The sequence below is a fragment of the Marinomonas sp. FW-1 genome, assembly GCF_005222245.1.
Classification (GTDB): domain Bacteria; phylum Pseudomonadota; class Gammaproteobacteria; order Pseudomonadales; family Marinomonadaceae; genus Marinomonas; species Marinomonas alcarazii.
This window is the reverse complement of record NZ_CP025987.1, coordinates 2,423,826-2,439,921: the sequence shown is the minus strand read 5'-3', so window position 1 is coordinate 2,439,921 and position 16,096 is coordinate 2,423,826. Positions and strand designations below refer to the sequence as shown.

Genomic DNA, 16,096 nt, shown 5'->3' with positions numbered 1-16,096 from the left:
CAAAAGGAAATAAGATGCGCTATTTGATCGCTCTAATGTTTTTTTTATCTCTCTCCAATGCGCGTGCAGAGATTACGTTAACGGTTTTGGATCAAGATAATCTTCCTGTCGATGATGCTGTTATTACTGTTCCTCAGCAATTCATAGGTACGCCTAATAAAGTCGCGGTGATGGATCAAGTTAATGAGTCATTTGTACCGCGTGTATTGGTTGTGCAAAAAGGCCAATACGTTAGCTTTCCGAACAGTGATGACATAAGGCACCACGTATACAGCTTTTCTCAACCTAAGTCTTTCGAGATCAAGCTTTATAAAGGCACTGCAATTGAGCCAATACTGTTTGATAAGCCTGGTTTAGTGGTGCTTGGCTGTAACATACACGATGACATGATTGGTTACATTATTGTCGCGGACAATGCTTTAGTGTTTAAAACAGACGAAAATGGTCAAGTTACACTACCGGTAAAAAAAGGTGACAAGATTTCCTTGTGGACAGAAAGAACGCTACAAGGCATCGATGTTGCAGTACCTATTACCATTACTGGTGAAGCAGAACAGAGTATTACGATGGAACTATTACCGCCACCGATCGAGATGATGGATCACGGCAGTATGACTAAGGGATTTGGAAAACCGAAATGGTCAAACTAGAGATGACTAAAAACAGCAGGCATTTATGAGCAGTAAAGTAGTAAAGGCGACAGCGGCAGGGTGCGTTATTTTTCTTGCATCACCGAGTATGGCGGCTGAGGGCAAAATATTAGCGACAGCAGGTCTTTCCCAATTAGAGGGTAGTGGTGGTGGCGGTCTCACTCCATGGGCTACCCTCGCCGGTTATGACAGCCGAGATGAAACAGCGGCATCGTTTTTTATGACCGATGTAAACGTCAGTGATTATCGCTTGAGCTCTATTGGTGTGGCGACAAGCTTTTATGACAGAGTGGAGTTGAGTCTTGCTCAGCAGACTTTTGTGCTGCCTGCTTCTTTGATCACCGGATTAAGCCTAAGTTCTGAACAAATTAAACAGGATGTTGTTGGTGTTAAAGTGCGTTTATATGGCGATGCTGTGTATTCCGCCTATCCTCAAGTCAGTGTCGGTTTACAGCATAAGCAACTAGACAGTGATTTTGTGGCATCGTATCTAGGTGCAAAAGATGACAGCGGTACGGACTTGTACGCTTCTGCTACGAAAGTGCATTTAGGTGCGGTTGCTGGTTATAACCTAGTTTGGAATGTGACGGCTCGTGCAACCAAAGCCAATGAAATGGGGTTGTTAGGTTTTGGCGGTCCAGATAACAACGACTATCAGATCATGATGGAAGGCAGTGTGGGTGTGCTGTTGTCACCAAATTGGGTGGTAGGCATGGAATATCGCCAGAAGCCAAGCAATTTATCTAGTGTCGAAGAAGACAATTGGACTGATGTGTTCGTCAGCTATATGCCGAACAAAAGCGTTAATATCACCGCCGCTTATGTTGATCTAGGCACAGTGGCGACGAAGAAAGATCAAAAAGGCGTTTATTTATCCATGACGGGGTACTTATGGTAAACCTAGTAAAAGCATCGTTTTTGGCGTTGAGTGTGTTTTTGGTCGCTTGTGCAGCACCAAGCAAAGCTCCGCAAAGTTTGTACGATGAAATTGGCGGAGCGCCAACCATAGAAGCGATTACAGAAAACTTTATTAATGAAGTCAGCTTTAATGAAACCATCTATCGCTATTTTGAGAAGACGAACATCACTCGATTCCGAGAGAAGTTCAACGAGCACCTTTGTGTGACTACCGGCGGCCCTTGTACTTACACCGGCGACACTATGTTAAGAGTGCATCAAGGTAAAAATATCAATGAAGCTGATTTCAACACCACAGTCGATCTATTGGTAAACGCCATGGAAAAAGCAGGCTTAACTTACCCGCAGCAAAATCAAGTGTTAAAAGTACTCGCACCGATGCGTGATGAGATGCTTTATAAGTAAAACCTTCCGGGGAGTATAGATATAAAAAACGACCTGTGTCGTTTTTTATATCGTTTCGATGGTATTAAGCCTCGCTTTTAAGCAGCTTCAAGCTGCCATCGATATGAACATCCCTTTGAGGGTAAGCGATGACGATCTCGTTATCGGCGAGCAGTTCATCTAGGCGAAAACGAACGTTACTTTTCGCCATGCGTAATCCGCCTTCCACGTTGGACTGTATCCAAAAATTCACTTCAAAAATAAGTGCGTTATCACCGAAGTCTTCGAAAATAACTTGTGGTGGCGGATTGTTTAAAACGCCATCTTGTTCCTCAACCGCTTGAAGAATCAACTCAGCTACTTTTTTTGCAGGGGAACCGTAAGCAACGCCTATTTTGACTGACGTACGCATCAGCTTATCGACCAAGGTCCAGTTCACAATCGTGTTCTCTAGTAGCTTACTGTTGGGAATCAGCATGTGAACACCATCCGTGCGACGGAATCGCGTCGAGCGAGTGTTGATTTCCTCTACGACGCCTTTGGCATTTTCGACTTCTAAAAAATCACCAATACGTATTGGCTTTTCCCACATCAAAATCCATCCACTGATGAAGTTGTTGATGATGTTTTGTGCACCGAAACCAAAGCCAATAGCAATCGCACCAGATAAAAAGGCAAAGGCTGTAATAGGCACATTAATAATGTCCAATACAGTGATTACTATAATACTGATCGCAATGGCATATAACAGGCGACGAACAAGGTGAATGATGTTCGGATCAGCATTGCGTTTGGTTAACTTTGTTGTTAGAAAACGCACTAAATACTTCGTTGCCCAAAAACCAACCAAGGCCATTGCAGGGATAAGTAGCACCCCACCGACCGTCATGGAATGACCTGCAATACTGAAAAACTCGTAGCTTAACATTCCTTTTATTTGTTCTATGTTTACCAAGGTCTTGCTCCTAACATTCGATCTGGGTATTAAATACTATTTCAGCGATATTCGCCTTATGAAAATGTAGACTGAATATCGCTGCTTTTGATTGGCCTATGTGGTCTCAACATAAGTAGATCCATAGGATGAAATAAATGCTACATTGCTTTTTTCCTCAATGGTGAGGAGTGTACTTCTAAAAAGGTAATATTTTGAAAGTCACCTTGTCCATCAGTGCTCAACACATCGCTTGGTTAACGGTTGCCATCATTTTAGGAATGACGATCGCTTATTGGTATACAGGCTGGCCTGTGATTGCTGCGTATTTCGGTATTCCATCAGGCATTGTAAGCGCTTTAGGGTTCTTTTTAGTTGATAAATTTTTCCTGAAATATGTACAAAGCTTGTTAAAGCGTTTTTTATTAAGAGTGCTGTTTATGTTTGTAATTTCAGTGGCTGTCTTTGCGATGTTTGTGCTTTTAAAGTGATTATCTAGTCAAAAAACAACCCCATCCTCCGCCTTCCCCTTAAAGACAAAAGAGGAAGGGGCTAAATAAAAAGGCGACTCATGAGTCGCCTTTCGTGTTTCTATTGTGCTTGCTTATCAAGCGTGAACGTCGCCGCGTTTCATCTGCATACGACGTAGGAATTCCGACATGATTTGCATGTAGAGTTCATCACCTAGGTATTTGTCTTCTACACCGCGGTCGATGCTTGGGTTGTCGTTCACTTCGATCACGTAACCGCGGCCGTTGATTTCTTTCACGTCTACACCGTATAGGCCTTCACCAATTGGTTTGGTGGCAGCGATGGCGGCTTGTAGCACGCGTCGTGGCACTTCGAAGGTGGGTAACGTATCAAAGCCACCACTTTTGCTTTTGCTGCCTGTGTGTTGGTAAATCTGCCAGTGATTTTTCACCATGTAGTAACGGCATGCGAAGATGGGTTTGTTGTTCAGTACGCCGATACGCCAGTCGAATTCTGTGTATAGATATTCTTGTACCAATAGCAAAGACGATTTTTTAAACAAGGTGTTTAAGCTTTCTGTTAATGCTTCTCGGTTTTCGGCTTTGATCACGCCTTTAGAAAAGGCGCCATCTGGAATTTTCACCACCATTGGGTAGCTTATGACGGCTTCCAATGCGTCTTCTACGTTGTCTTCACCTTTATGTACAATGCGAGTTTTAGGGCTAGGTACTTTGTGGGTGTTGAATAAGTCTGCTAAGTAGACTTTGTTGGTACAGCGCATGATGGATTGTGGATCGTCCATAACAACTAAGCCAAGGCCTTCGGCTTTTTTGGCAAAGCGGTAGGTGTGATGGTCGATATTGGTGGTTTCACGAATAAACAAACCATCGTATTCCGGCAGACGCATGATGTCTTTTGGACCTATGGTGTCCACGTGTATACCAAGTTGTTTACCGGCTTGGATAAACTTTTTAATCGCTTGGTCATCACTTGGCGGCATGGCTTCTTCTGGGTTGACCAAAATTGCCATGTCGAATTTCGCGGCGCGTTGAATGCGGCCTTTGCTCCATACCTTGTTGCTAAAGGCTTCAAGTGATTCGGCGAATAATGTTTCTTCGGCGTCGTTCAGCTTACTTTGCGATGTAGAGAAAAGCGCCGTGACTTGCCATTCTTTGCGGAATTTCAAGGTCACTTCCAATACAGGGCTTGGGAAGCTTTCGAATAGTTTGCGTGCAAATTCCTTCATTTCTGGATGAATCGTTTTGCCGAATACGCAGTGAAATTTCATTTCCATTGGCGCTTCTGGTTTCGCCAGCTTTTTCGCAAGCAATGGTAACCACTGAGAGATTTCCAGCTCATAAAGGTCTTTTTTGCTTAAGTCGTTAAGCACGCGTACGGAAGGCATAACGTGATGGCCACGGCTTTCTGCCAACAGCGAGCAGTAATACCCATCAGAGAGGTATTTGCTGCTTTTACATAGGTTGATGATGCGTGTGCGTCCTTGGCTTTTTGTCGCGGCCAAGTTTAGGTATTGAGTAAAAGTGATCACTCGATCACTCGGTAAAAACGCGGACCAATCTTTGGCTTGATCAACAACAATGTAAGTCTGTGACATTGGCTATGCTTTTCCTTTTGCTTAAAAAAATCATTGTGCGTGTTTAAACGTTATTGCAAAAAAAGGGGGCAAAAAGAGCCCTCAATTTGTGCGGATAATGCGCTTCTTCGACAGATTAAACAATAGTCTAAAATGAAAAAATAAAATGTTTTTTTGATGAAAAAATAGGCTATCTTTTAGGTAAGTTTCGCCCTAGAATGCGCGAAAATTTCCATCGTTAAACTGCTTTCAGTTTTACGATCCTAACGACCTTTTGCCCTTCAGAGGCGATGTAATGATCACAAGCTCGGTTCCCCGTTCTTCCGTAACTATTGATATACGTTTAGCTAGTATAGACGATTTAAAGGCATTGCTCGTTTTGGAGGGGAAGGCCTTTACTGGCGACCGTTTGAGTCGTCGTAGTTTTCGTCATGCGATTACGAGTTTGGGATCGGCATTATTTGTGGCGAAACAGGAGGAAGGCGAGCTGTTGGGTTATGCCTTGCTGCATTTGCGCCAAGGTACTCATTTGGCGCGCTTGTATTCGCTTGCGGTTTCGCCAGAAGCCCGAGGCCTTGGGATCGGTAAATTGTTGATCGAAGCCTGTGAGAAAAAAGCCCTGAAAAAAGGCAAGATGTTGCTGCGTTTGGAAGTCAGTGATGTGAATCATAATGCCATCGCCTTGTATCAAAAGATGGGTTACAAGGAGTTTGGTCACTATGATGCTTACTACGAAGATCAAACCGATGCGATTCGTATGCAGAAACGTTTGCGTCATGCGGGTGACGAGCAGACCACACGAGCCATTCCTTGGTTAGCGCAAGGCACGCCGTTTACATGTGGCCCTGCGTCCTTGCAAATGGTGCTGTCGTCAATGCATCCTGAGTACCAAGCCACTCCAGAAGATGAATTAGAAATTTGGCGTGAAGCAACGACAATTTTTATGACATCGGGTCATGGTGGTTGTCATCCTATGGGGTTAGGATTGGCTGCGAAGAGACGTGGTTTGTCCGCGGATGTTTGGTTGAGCGAAGAGGGGCCTTTATTTGTTGATAGCGTGCGAAATGAGTTGAAAAAAGAGGTTATCACTCGCGTGCATCAAAGTTTTGCTAAACAGTGTGAGAATGCTGGCGTGCCTTTGCATTATAGCGCCATGCCGTTAGAACAATTGATCGAAGCGTTTGATTCTGGCGCTTTGGCGATTATCTTGATCAGTACCTTCCGTATGGATGGAAAAAAGTCTCCTCATTGGGTGGTGATGTCTGGTTACGATGAGCATTGTATTCTCGTCCACGACCCTGATTTAGACGATGATAAAAAATTACCTGATGATCCACCAAGCCCGTTGGATTGTCAGTTTGTGCCGATTGCCCGTGATGAGTTTGAAAAAATGTCACGCTTTGGACAAAGTCGTCTGCAAGCGACCGTGGTGCTCAGGGCGCAATAAGTCCGTTTTTCACAATGTTACTTTGCTCACACCTTCCTCGTATCTTCTTTTCGACACGGTAAAAGAAGATACCTCTTTGTTTTTTCCTTCTGCACAAAAATCCAAGTGCTTATTTTTAAAGTCTGTCATGATAATACCCATCGATCTTGAACCGTTTTATTTAAGGAGTAGTTCAATGAAAGTTGCGTTTACAAGTGACAATATTGCTGGTGCGTCAGATTCTGTATTTAAAGCCATGATGGAAGCAGCACAAGGTGATGCGATGCCATATGGGAATGATGATGGCACGGCGCAAGTCACGCGTATGTTGTCGGAGCTTTTCGAATGCGATGTGGATGTCTTTTTGGTTTCTACAGGAACAGCAGCGAATGTGTTGAGCATCAGTGCGTTTACGCCGCCTTGGGGCAGTGTGTTGTGTCACTCTGAAAGTCATTTATTGAATGACGAATGTACCGCACCGGAGTTTTATACCAATGGCGCGCGTTTTGTCGGTATAGGTGGCGCGGATGCCAAGATGGATCCTGTTCAGCTACAAAAATTGGTCAATCAAAAAATCGGTGATGTCCATTCTTGCCAGCCAGCTGTGGTTAGCCTTTCTCAAGTGACGGAAGTGGGCAGTGTCTATTCATTAGAGGAAATTCGAGCCATTACCGATGTAGCAAAAACGGCTGGATTGCCTGTTCATATGGACGGCGCACGTTTTGCAAATGCCTTGCTTGCCTTGGGTTGTTCGCCAGCCGAAATGACATGGAGAGCGGGTGTGGATATTGTGTCTTTTGGCGCGACGAAAAACGGCGTGATGGCAGCAGAAGCCATTGTAGTGTTCAAGCAATCCCTTGAAAGTAAAGGCATTTCCAGCGAGAAAGTTGCGAAAGAGTTGGGTTATCGTCGTAAACGCGGTGGGCATTTGCATTCGAAAATGCGTTTGTTGTCTTCGCAGATGATTGCTTATTTGACCGACGATTTGTGGCGCACGAATGCAGCTCATGCCAATGGAATGATGGCTCTGTTGCAAGAAGGTCTAAAAACTGTCCCTGGTGTGAAAATCAATACGCCAGCTCAAGCGAACATGCTGTTTTGTACTTTGCCATTGCCAATGATTGATCATTTGCAGGCGGAAGGTTTTGGTTTTTACGGCGGACGTTGGGAGGAAGGTGTGATCCGTTTGGTGACATCCTTTAGAACCCCAAAAGAAGGCGTTGAAGCGTTTATTGCGTCAGCGAAGGCGTTTGCTGGGCAATAATTTTGCTAAGAGCGATAGCTTGATGGTGCAACGCCAAAGGCTTGTTTAAACGCTCGATTAAAGTGGCTCTGATCATAAAAACCGACATCGGCGGCGATGTCGGTGATCATTGCATTGGGTTTGGCCAATTGTGCGCAAGCTCGTTCTAATCTTAGGCGCATCAGCCAAGCGTGTGGCGCTAATCCGGTTTGTTTTTGGAAGCGTCGAATAAATTGAAAGCGCGTTAACCCGCATAGTTCTGCTAGGTCATTTAACGATATTTTGCTAGCAAGGTTTGCTTCGCAATACTCTCTGATGTTGTGTATTTGCTGATTTGTTAGGCCAAATGTCTCTAGGGTTAGTGGTTTCTTCTCTGCCGCAAACAGCAAGTTCGATAGTGCGGTGGCCCACAGGGTGTCTTTATGGAGTTGGCTGGCGTATTGGCATGGGTCGAATGCCTGGGCAAGCTGTAAAAATGAACGGTGGTGTGCGGGCTGATCGATTATCGATGGGGCAAGTTGGAGATGGGTCTCTCTGTCTTGGCTATCGAGCAAAGTGGCTTGTATTAACTTTGCGGGAACCCGAAAGGTTTTTAAATGTCTTATTCTATTGTCTCTACCTGAACCATCGTGGACTTCTCCTGGTGGCATTAAGCAAATTTTTCCTGGCACTAGGTCCAGTGTTTTATGCTGAACTTTTTGATGTTGCGAACCTTGGGTCAAAAGCCCTATGTGATAATCTAAATGATAATGTGGCTGAAAATGGAACTCTGTGAGCGTTGCTGCACTGATAACTAGGCCTGGCAACTCTTCAATATGTTGATAGCGAAAGGATTCAGTGCTCGACATCGTGCAAAGGTCTCATGGCTTCTTTGGATAATCTCGTATTGTTGGTGACTTTTGCTCATCAACAGTGCTTACTATGTTAGCGATAAATCTGTCGTTACGCTTGTATTTTTGTGCGCTGTGAATCACAGCAGTGAGAAAAGGGTACAAGTTGAGTGTGTACTGAAAAATTAAGGATTCATTGTTATGGAAGAGTTACTTAGCTATATATTAAGCGTTCAAACTCTGGTGCTTGTGCTGGTGGTTGTGCTGCTAAAAACCTCAATTAAGTTTGTGCCTCAGAATCAGGCATACGTCATTGAGCGTTTTGGTAAATACCAATCAACCAAAGAGGCAGGGTTAAACTTCATATTGCCTTTTATTGACCGTATTTCTGCTGATCGTTCTTTAAAAGAGCAAGCGGTGGATGTGCCAGAACAGAGTGCAATTACGAAAGACAATATTTCTTTGCACGTGGATGGCGTGTTGTATTTCCGCGTATTAGATCCGTACAAAGCGACTTACGGTGTGGACGATTATGTCTTCGCTGTGACTCAGTTAGCGCAAACAACCATGCGTTCTGAGTTAGGTAAGATGGAATTGGATAAAACGTTCGAAGAGCGTGATGTGCTGAATACAAATATTGTGGCGTCGATTAACGATGCGGCAGGCCCTTGGGGTATTCAAGTATTGCGTTACGAAATAAAAGACATTGTGCCACCACAGTCTGTGATGGAGGCCATGGAAGCCCAGATGAAAGCGGAACGTGTGAAGCGTGCGCAAATTTTGGAGTCCGAAGGCGATCGCCAGGCAGCGATTAACCGCGCAGAAGGTGAAAAAGCGTCCGTGGTTCTAGCGGCAGAAGCCGATAAGGAAGAGCAAGTGTTGCGTGCCGAAGGTGAAGCAAAAGCCATCGTTGCGGTGGCATCTGCACAAGCGGAAGCGCTTCGCCAAGTGGGTGAAGCGGCGGCGACTGAAGAAGGTCAAAAAGCCATTCAGTTGGATCTTGCGAGCAAGGCTATTGAAGCGAAACGCGCGATTGCTAAAGAGTCTTCTGTTGTCTTGTTGCCTGATGGCGCGACAGAGCCGTCTGCAGTGGTAGCGCAAGCCATGACCATTATTCAGCAAATGACAAAAGGGAGCTAAGTATGGATATCATTGCCAATAATCTTGCCCAGAGCTTGTTTATTGTTGGTTTGATTCTATTGGTTGTCGAAGTGACGGTGCTTGGTTTTTCTACCTTCGTATTGTTCTTTGTTGGCTTAGCGGCCATGGCAACAGGCGCTTTGGTTTATGTAGGCGTATTGCCTAATAGCTTGCTGAGTGCGTCGTTTAGTACTGGTGTGATGACAGTATTGGCGGCGTTGGTGTTGTGGAAACCATTGAAGCGTATGCAGTCAAAGGTGAGTACAAAAAAGGCCAAAAGCGAATTCACGGATCACCAGTTTTATTTGAAAGAGTCTGTGTCGCCAACTCAGTCGCCTAAATACCATTATTCTGGTGTGGAATGGTCTTTGGTAAGCGAAGAGCCTATTGAAGCTGGTACGAAAGTGGAAGTGACCGAAGCTGAGGTAGGCAAATTACACATCAAAGCGATTAGCACTAAGTAAACGTATTTGGTTGTTGATTCAAGAAACGCCAAGTGTGTCGGTTGTAGCGCCGAACATGCTTGGCGTTTTTTTTATGGCTTTGGATGGGAGGCAAAAGCCAGCATTCAGTGATAGACTTGCTTTTAACTTGGATAGGAGTGATGCATATGTCTGACGCATTAAAAACCGTACTGGATAATATGGAGCTATTAACGCCTAGTGAAAAAGCTTTGGCAGCTCATTGTCTTTTGTCTTCTCTTGAAGGTGAGCCGAGTAATGATGTTGAGTCGGCTTGGTTAGCATTAGCAGAAAATCGCAGCAATGCTTTGTTATCTGGCGATGTAAAGGCAGTACGCTGGGAGGAGATTAAGGCCAAGTTATAAAATAATATGTTGAATTTAACCTTTCACCCTGATGTCAGTCTGGAAATTAAATCCTCCTATGATTGGTATCAACTCCAAGCCAAAGGGCTTGGTGATGATTTTATTAAAGAGCTTGAATCTGCATTCAAAACCATTCTGGCGCTTCCTCGAACTTGGCCCAAGTTCGGTGCAAATCATCATAGATTTTTATTATCTCGTTTTCCTTTCTCTGTCATTTATCAAGTACATTCAGATAACCTTTATGTGGTTGCCATCATGCATAACAGTAAAAATCCGGGTTATTGGTTGAAAAGAGGTTAATTGGTGTTTTCTGAACTGGTGATTTTTTGCGGCAACCAGAATGAAATAACACTGGCAAGTATAAGAAAACCGCAAGATACCCAAAGACAGGCAATTAGCCCAAAATCTTGATAAATCCAACCCGATAGCATCGTTCCGATGAGACGTCCCATGGCATTAGCCATGTAGTAAAAGCCCACGTCTAAGGAGACGCCATCTTCGCTAGCGTAATGAACGATCAAGTAGCTGTGCAAAGAAGAGTTAACCGCAAACACTACGCCAAATAGTATGAGTCCGCTCAATAAAATCCATAATGCCTGATCTACGCTTTCTAAGCCAATGGCGATCGTTGCTGGAATGGCTGCAAGCAGTATTGCCCAGAATTTGGCTTGTGCGCCTGTTGGTGCTTGTTGCTTTGTTTTTCCCGTTATGTGTGGCGCAAGGCTTTGGACTATGCCGTAGCCGATGACCCACAAGGCTAGAAAGCTACCGACACGCCAATGATCCCATCCAAATTGGCTCGACAAATACACTGGAACGGCAATGACAAACCACACATCCCGAGCGCCAAACAAAAAGAGCCGTGCTGCCGAAAGAATGTTGATTTCAGTACTCTTGGAAAACATTTGTGAGAATTTCGGTTTGTTTTTTGCCTTGCCTAAATCTGCTCTTAATAGATAGAGGCTGGCGAGCCAAACTATAGCCAGAGCAATCGCCATGGCTAAAATAGCGTTATGAAATCCAATAGTACTGAGTAGAAAACCACCAAGGAAAAATCCTACGCCCTTGAGTGCATTTTTTGACCCGGTCAATAGGGCGACCCATTTGTATAAGGTGCCGCTGGCGTTTTTAGGAACAAGCGTTTTTATGGCGCTCTTTGCACTCATTTTGTTGAGATCTTTGGCAATACCAGACAAGGCCTGTGCCGCCATCACCCAAGGGATGGTTAAAAAGCTAGCGGGTAGGAGGAGCATAGATAAAGCAATGACTTGCATAGCAAGGCCAATATTCATGGTGCGGTTGAGGCCCCATTTTGCACCAAGCCAGCCACCAAACAAGTTGGTGATCACGCCAAAAAATTCGTAAAACAAGAAGAGCAAAGCGATGTCTAATGCGCCATAGCCAAGCTGGTGGAAGTACAACACAACCAACATGCGCAACGCGCCATCGGTAAGAGTAAAACTCCAGTAATTACCAGTAACAATAAGGTACTGACGAACGCTTTTAGAAAGATGTGACAGCATGTGTATTTTCGCTTTGCTCTATTCTTTGTTTTAAATGGCTTTGTCTAGTGTGCCGACTTTACGCATGAGTTCTGCTGTGCGGTTAGCGTAGCCCCATTCGTTGTCGTACCAGACGTAAAGCTTCACTTGTGTGCCGTTAATTACCATGGTGCTAGGAGCATCGATAATGCTTGATCTCGGGTCGGTTTTGTAATCGATTGACACGAGAGGGCGTTCTTCATAACCCAGAATATTTTTTAGCGGACCGCTTTCACTGGCTGCTTTTAATACTTGATTGATTTCTTGTTCGTCTGTGGCGCGGTTCATTTCAAATACGCAGTCGGTGAGCGAGGCGTTGGTTAATGGGACTCGCACGGCATGGCCGTTTAATTTGCCTTTTAGCTCTGGAAAAATGTGGGTTATGGCGGTAGCCGAGCCTGTGGTGGTTGGAATCAAGCTGGTGCCACAAGCGCGTGCGCGGCGCAGGTCTTTGTGTGGTGCATCGATGATGGTTTGCGTATTTGTAATATCATGAATGGTCGTCATGGAGCCGTGTTTAATGCCAATACTTTCTTGTAGTACTTTGACTACAGGCGCTAGGCAGTTTGTTGTGCAAGAAGCGGCGGTCACGATTTTATGTAAGCTAGGGTTGTAGTCGTTATCGTTAACGCCCATCACTACGTTGAGTACGCCGTCTTCTTTGACAGGGGCGGTGACCACGACACGTTTTACACCTTGATCCAAATAGGCTTGAAGTAAGGCTTTGGTCTTCATTACACCAGAGGCTTCAATCACTACATCGCACTGAGACCAGTCAGTATCGTTAATGTTTTTATTTTGTGTACAGGTAATGGTTTTCCCGTTGAGGATGATTGCATTGTCTTTGCTGGTCGCTTCGTTGTGCCAGCGACCATGAACTGAGTCGAAGTTAACTAAATGGGCAAGCGTTGCGGCATCACCTTTCAGGTCGTTGATTTGCACAAACTCCACATCGTCCCAGTCAAAGGCGGCACGAAAAGACAGTCGACCCATACGGCCAAAGCCGTTTATTCCTACTTTAATAGTCATGTTTTTCTCTCAAGTACTTAATGAATATGATTAGCAGCATGATCCGGTGCGTTGTGGCCTTCCACCCATGGTTTCGAGCTGATCGATATTGTTTTTTAGCCACAAGATTTGGTTGTCTAATGTGGTTTGTAAAACATGCTTCGACCAATTAGGAAGTTCGGGGTGAAGTTGATAAAACACCCATTGCCCTTGTCGTCGGTCGCTCAAAATGCCGTTTTTACGTAATTGGGCAAGATGGCGGGATATTTTGGGTTGTGTTTCATTGAGCGCTTCAGTTAGCTCACAAACACAGAGCTCTTGATATTGGGTAATTAATAACAAACAGCGCAAGCGTGTGTCATCGGCAAGGGACTTGTAAAAATGATCGGGTGTCATAGTAGAAAATGCATCAATGAATGTTGTTTAGATTGTATGTGGTAAATCATATATATGCAAAACCGTATATGGTGTTTTCTAGATGTTTAATAAAAAATTCATCTAGTGGTTTTGTCGGAAATAAAAGAGATTGAGAGCTAAGAAAAAAGGGCAACTTCTAAGAAGTTGCCCTTGATGGATGCTGAATTGTGAGGCTGAAGCCGTTTAACGCAGTATCAAAAGTGGAATGTCACTTTCTATGATCATCTTACTGGTGTTGCTGCCTACGAAAAACTGACGAACTTTAGAATGGGCGTAGGCGCCCATAGCCATAAGTTCAATCTGATTTTCTTCACGATACTGAGTCAACACAGGGTAGATTTTGCCAGGTATGATTGTTGCTGTGACCTCAAAACCTTCTTCTTCTAAAATACGTTGCGCTTCTTTAAGCTTACTACGTCTTTCTTCTGTTGCTTCACCTGCCATTACTAGATGGCAAGGTAAGCCCAGTAGAAGAGGGCTTTGTGCAATGCGAGCAATAGCATTGTCAGCTGCTTCACGACCATCGTAAGCAATCATGAAGTTTTTCGGTGCTTTAAATTGCCCGACAGTGATCAATATAGGACGATGAGAGGTGCGCGCTACCCGCTCAATATGAGAGCCAATCGTATGTGAGCTTTGAGTATGATCGCTACCACTTCGCCCAATGACTATTAGGCGGGTTTCTTCTTCAACGTCAGAGAGGCTTTCAATTAAGTCGCCATGGCGCTGCAAGAGTTCAATTTGCTTGGCACCAGCTTGGTGAGCAAACTCTTTAGCGTTTTCCAGTACAAGCTTACCATGCTCAAGAGCTAGCTTGGCGCGCTTTTCATCAAGTGCAATAAGCTCTTCTAGTAAGTGTTCACGGCTGCCTACACCAATGGAACCTGAAAGATCGTCATTGGTCCTAGCCTCTTCTTTTTCTAAGGAGTGCATCAAGGTTAATGGTGAGCCCATTTGTTTGGCCGCCCACACAGATGCGGTAGTGACGCACTCAGATAGAGAAGAACCATCAATACAAGCTATTACATTTTTCATGTTGCACTCCTTGTGAGGAGCTAGCCACGACGACCAGTTTTGCGAGTCACGTCGTGAATAGCTCTATTTTTATTGTTTCGATGTGCTTTTAATGGCCACCCATTACTTTTTCGACTTCTTCTGGGTTGTTGTGAACCCCAAATTTATCGACAACTGTCGCACTTGCTTCATTCATTCCAACAAGCTCTACTTGAGCGCCTTCACGACGGAATTTGATGACGACCTTATCCAATGCTGATACCGCCGTAATGTCCCAAAAGTGTGCTTCAGTTAAATCAATCGTAACCTTTTCAACCGCTTCTTTAAAATCAAAAGCGGCATTAAATTGATCTGACGACGCAAAAAATACTTGTCCAATAACTTTATAAGTGCGGTGACCCGCTTTATCGCCTTTCTCGCTTTTCACGACCATAAAGCGACCAACTTTGTTTGCAAAGAACAAAGACGCTAAAAGAACGCCGACAAGAACACCGATCGCTAAGTTATGAGTGGCAACCACGATAGAAACTGTGGCCAACATGACAATATTAGTCGATAGTGGGTGTTTATTCAGGTTGATGACAGATTCCCAAGAGAAAGTACCAATAGATACCATGATCATGACTGCAACCAGTGCGGCCATTGGGATTTGACCAATCAAATCGTCTAAGAACACCACCATGATCAATAATAAGAAACCAGCGATAAAAGTGGATAGGCGGCCACGGCCACCGGATTTAACATTAATAACCGACTGACCAATCATGGCACAACCAGCCATGCCACCCATTAAACTTGAACCAATATTGGCAATACCTTGGCCTTTACATTCACGGTTTTTATCACTGCTCGTATCGGTGAAATCATCAACAATAGTTGCAGTCATCATCGATTCCAATAAGCCGACAACAGCCAAACCAATAGAGTAAGGGAGTATGATCATTAAGGTTTCAAGACTCAACGGCACATCTGGCCATAAAAATATAGGTAGGGTGTCTGGTAGTTCGCCCATATCGGCAACGGTACGAATGTCTAGCCCATAAAACATGGAAAATGCAGTAAGTAGTACTATGCATACTAATGGGGAAGGTAGCGCTTTACCAATGATAGGAAGTAGTGGGAATAGATAAATAATGCCCAAACCTACTGCCGTCATGGCGTATACATGCCAAGTCACGTTTGTCAGTTCTGGAAGTTGCGCCATAAAAATTAAAATGGCTAAGGCATTAACAAAACCGGTTACTACTGATCGAGAAACAAACCGCATTAAGGATCCAAGTTTTAAATACCCTGCGATAATCTGAATAACCCCTGTCAGCAAACTGGCAGCTAATAGATATTCTAGACCGTGATCTTTTACCAAGGTCACCATTAATAGCGCCATTGCACCCGTTGCAGCAGAGATCATGCCTGGGCGGCCACCGACAAATGAAATAATCACGGCGATACAAAAGGATGCGTACAAGCCCACTTTAGGGTCAACGCCCGCGATGATCGAAAATGCAATAGCTTCGGGTATTAATGCCAAAGCCACTACCGTGCCAGCGAGAGAGTCGCCCTTAATGTTTGAGAACCAGTCCCGTTTAATTGTATCGATCATGTATTACCTTCTGAATAAATTTGAACAAGTAAGCAGCAATTAAGTGGTGTGAGCACTTGTTTAACTGGCTTTTTCTTAGTTAACCGTTTCATAAAAAGTT

The 16,096-nt window shown here is 44.3% G+C and carries 18 protein-coding genes; 10 read left to right on the top strand and 8 right to left on the bottom strand.

Going from position 1 to position 16,096, the window contains the following annotated elements:
• Positions 1-14 precede the first annotated feature (14 nt).
• Genes C1X04_RS11395 through C1X04_RS11385 form a run of 3 tightly spaced genes read left to right on the top strand, consistent with a single transcriptional unit; the run spans position 15 to position 1,973 of the window.
• Positions 15-650, top strand: coding sequence for a methylamine utilization protein (locus tag C1X04_RS11395; protein ID WP_110573377.1), 636 nt, complete (start codon positions 15-17; stop codon positions 648-650).
• Between the two features lie 25 nt (positions 651-675).
• Positions 676-1,548 carry a DUF3034 family protein gene (locus C1X04_RS11390; protein ID WP_137169983.1) on the top strand — a complete coding sequence of 291 codons (873 nt, stop codon included), beginning with the start codon at positions 676-678 and terminating at the stop codon, positions 1,546-1,548.
• Positions 1,542-1,973 (top strand): group 1 truncated hemoglobin, encoded by a 432-nt coding sequence (locus C1X04_RS11385; protein WP_137169982.1) that lies wholly within the window; start codon positions 1,542-1,544, stop codon positions 1,971-1,973. The genes C1X04_RS11390 and C1X04_RS11385 overlap by 7 nt, the downstream gene beginning before the upstream one ends.
• Positions 1,974-2,037: 64 nt before the next feature.
• Here C1X04_RS11385 and C1X04_RS11380 read toward each other — a convergent pair whose 3' ends face one another.
• Positions 2,038-2,907, bottom strand: a complete 870-nt coding sequence (locus C1X04_RS11380) for a mechanosensitive ion channel family protein (RefSeq protein WP_217494968.1) — start codon at positions 2,905-2,907, stop codon at positions 2,038-2,040.
• A 194-nt stretch (positions 2,908-3,101) separates the two neighbouring features.
• Between C1X04_RS11380 and C1X04_RS11375 the strand changes: the two genes are divergently transcribed.
• The gene (locus tag C1X04_RS11375; protein ID WP_137169981.1) at positions 3,102-3,377 is read left to right on the top strand and encodes a hypothetical protein; all 276 of its coding nucleotides are present in this window, start codon (positions 3,102-3,104) and stop codon (positions 3,375-3,377) included.
• Between the two features lie 116 nt (positions 3,378-3,493).
• Here C1X04_RS11375 and C1X04_RS11370 read toward each other — a convergent pair whose 3' ends face one another.
• The gene (locus C1X04_RS11370; RefSeq protein ID WP_110573366.1) at positions 3,494-4,972 is read right to left on the bottom strand and encodes a RimK family protein; all 1,479 of its coding nucleotides are present in this window, start codon (positions 4,970-4,972) and stop codon (positions 3,494-3,496) included.
• 274 nt (positions 4,973-5,246) lie between these two features.
• Here C1X04_RS11370 and C1X04_RS11365 point away from each other — a divergent pair, with 274 nt between their 5' ends.
• Positions 5,247-6,398, top strand: coding sequence for a GNAT family N-acetyltransferase/peptidase C39 family protein (locus C1X04_RS11365; RefSeq protein WP_137169980.1), 1,152 nt, complete (start codon positions 5,247-5,249; stop codon positions 6,396-6,398).
• Between the two features lie 175 nt (positions 6,399-6,573).
• Positions 6,574-7,641 (top strand): low specificity L-threonine aldolase, encoded by a 1,068-nt coding sequence (locus tag C1X04_RS11360; RefSeq protein WP_137169979.1) that lies wholly within the window; start codon positions 6,574-6,576, stop codon positions 7,639-7,641.
• 5 nt (positions 7,642-7,646) lie between these two features.
• Here the strand turns inward: C1X04_RS11360 and C1X04_RS11355 are convergent, their stop codons facing one another.
• Positions 7,647-8,468: an AraC family transcriptional regulator gene (locus C1X04_RS11355; RefSeq protein ID WP_137169978.1), complete on the bottom strand. Its 822-nt coding sequence runs from the start codon at positions 8,466-8,468 to the stop codon at positions 7,647-7,649.
• Positions 8,469-8,651: 183 nt separating this feature from the next.
• On the opposite strand from C1X04_RS11355, the gene C1X04_RS11350 reads away from it, so the two are divergent.
• The 4 genes from C1X04_RS11350 to C1X04_RS11335 all read left to right on the top strand — a co-directional run bounded on the left by C1X04_RS11350 (position 8,652) and on the right by C1X04_RS11335 (position 10,716).
• Entirely contained in the window at positions 8,652-9,590 is a 939-nt protein-coding gene (locus C1X04_RS11350; protein ID WP_110573358.1) for an SPFH domain-containing protein, read from the top strand.
• A gap of 2 nt (positions 9,591-9,592) precedes the next feature.
• Complete coding sequence (locus tag C1X04_RS11345; protein ID WP_110573356.1) at positions 9,593-10,054, top strand: NfeD family protein; 462 nt, start codon at positions 9,593-9,595, stop codon at positions 10,052-10,054.
• A 146-nt stretch (positions 10,055-10,200) separates the two neighbouring features.
• Positions 10,201-10,416, top strand: coding sequence for an addiction module protein (locus C1X04_RS11340; protein WP_110573354.1), 216 nt, complete (start codon positions 10,201-10,203; stop codon positions 10,414-10,416).
• Positions 10,417-10,422: 6 nt separating this feature from the next.
• Entirely contained in the window at positions 10,423-10,716 is a 294-nt protein-coding gene (locus tag C1X04_RS11335) for a type II toxin-antitoxin system RelE/ParE family toxin (RefSeq protein WP_110573352.1), read from the top strand.
• Here the strand turns inward: C1X04_RS11335 and arsJ are convergent.
• The 5 genes from arsJ to C1X04_RS11310 all read right to left on the bottom strand — a co-directional run bounded on the left by arsJ (position 10,713) and on the right by C1X04_RS11310 (position 15,996).
• Complete coding sequence (arsJ, locus tag C1X04_RS11330; protein WP_110573350.1) at positions 10,713-11,939, bottom strand: organoarsenical effux MFS transporter ArsJ; 1,227 nt, start codon at positions 11,937-11,939, stop codon at positions 10,713-10,715. The genes C1X04_RS11335 and arsJ overlap by 4 nt on opposite strands.
• Before the next feature lie 30 nt (positions 11,940-11,969).
• Positions 11,970-12,986 (bottom strand): ArsJ-associated glyceraldehyde-3-phosphate dehydrogenase, encoded by a 1,017-nt coding sequence (locus tag C1X04_RS11325; protein ID WP_137169977.1) that lies wholly within the window; start codon positions 12,984-12,986, stop codon positions 11,970-11,972.
• A gap of 30 nt (positions 12,987-13,016) precedes the next feature.
• Positions 13,017-13,361, bottom strand: coding sequence for a metalloregulator ArsR/SmtB family transcription factor (locus C1X04_RS11320; protein ID WP_110573346.1), 345 nt, complete (start codon positions 13,359-13,361; stop codon positions 13,017-13,019).
• A gap of 204 nt (positions 13,362-13,565) precedes the next feature.
• Entirely contained in the window at positions 13,566-14,417 is an 852-nt protein-coding gene (locus tag C1X04_RS11315; protein WP_137169976.1) for a universal stress protein, read from the bottom strand.
• An 88-nt stretch (positions 14,418-14,505) separates the two neighbouring features.
• Entirely contained in the window at positions 14,506-15,996 is a 1,491-nt protein-coding gene (locus C1X04_RS11310) for a SulP family inorganic anion transporter (RefSeq protein ID WP_137169975.1), read from the bottom strand.
• Between the last annotated feature and the right edge of the window lie 100 nt (positions 15,997-16,096).

What these genes read in the sequence shown, in the direction of transcription:
- C1X04_RS11350 (WP_110573358.1), top strand. Translation starts at nt 8,652, where the DNA reads ATGGAAGAGTTACTTAGCTATATATTAAGCGTTCAAACTCTGGTGCTT.
- C1X04_RS11320 (WP_110573346.1), bottom strand. Translation starts at nt 13,361, where the DNA reads ATGACACCCGATCATTTTTACAAGTCCCTTGCCGATGACACACGCTTG.
- C1X04_RS11395 (WP_110573377.1), top strand. Translation starts at nt 15, where the DNA reads ATGCGCTATTTGATCGCTCTAATGTTTTTTTTATCTCTCTCCAATGCG.
- arsJ (WP_110573350.1), bottom strand. Translation starts at nt 11,939, where the DNA reads ATGCTGTCACATCTTTCTAAAAGCGTTCGTCAGTACCTTATTGTTACT.
- C1X04_RS11370 (WP_110573366.1), bottom strand. Translation starts at nt 4,972, where the DNA reads ATGTCACAGACTTACATTGTTGTTGATCAAGCCAAAGATTGGTCCGCG.
- C1X04_RS11355 (WP_137169978.1), bottom strand. Translation starts at nt 8,468, where the DNA reads ATGTCGAGCACTGAATCCTTTCGCTATCAACATATTGAAGAGTTGCCA.
- C1X04_RS11325 (WP_137169977.1), bottom strand. Translation starts at nt 12,986, where the DNA reads ATGACTATTAAAGTAGGAATAAACGGCTTTGGCCGTATGGGTCGACTG.
- C1X04_RS11345 (WP_110573356.1), top strand. Translation starts at nt 9,593, where the DNA reads ATGGATATCATTGCCAATAATCTTGCCCAGAGCTTGTTTATTGTTGGT.
- C1X04_RS11340 (WP_110573354.1), top strand. Translation starts at nt 10,201, where the DNA reads ATGTCTGACGCATTAAAAACCGTACTGGATAATATGGAGCTATTAACG.
- C1X04_RS11390 (WP_137169983.1), top strand. Translation starts at nt 676, where the DNA reads ATGAGCAGTAAAGTAGTAAAGGCGACAGCGGCAGGGTGCGTTATTTTT.
- C1X04_RS11335 (WP_110573352.1), top strand. Translation starts at nt 10,423, where the DNA reads ATGTTGAATTTAACCTTTCACCCTGATGTCAGTCTGGAAATTAAATCC.
- C1X04_RS11310 (WP_137169975.1), bottom strand. Translation starts at nt 15,996, where the DNA reads ATGATCGATACAATTAAACGGGACTGGTTCTCAAACATTAAGGGCGAC.
- C1X04_RS11365 (WP_137169980.1), top strand. Translation starts at nt 5,247, where the DNA reads ATGATCACAAGCTCGGTTCCCCGTTCTTCCGTAACTATTGATATACGT.
- C1X04_RS11385 (WP_137169982.1), top strand. Translation starts at nt 1,542, where the DNA reads ATGGTAAACCTAGTAAAAGCATCGTTTTTGGCGTTGAGTGTGTTTTTG.
- C1X04_RS11360 (WP_137169979.1), top strand. Translation starts at nt 6,574, where the DNA reads ATGAAAGTTGCGTTTACAAGTGACAATATTGCTGGTGCGTCAGATTCT.
- C1X04_RS11315 (WP_137169976.1), bottom strand. Translation starts at nt 14,417, where the DNA reads ATGAAAAATGTAATAGCTTGTATTGATGGTTCTTCTCTATCTGAGTGC.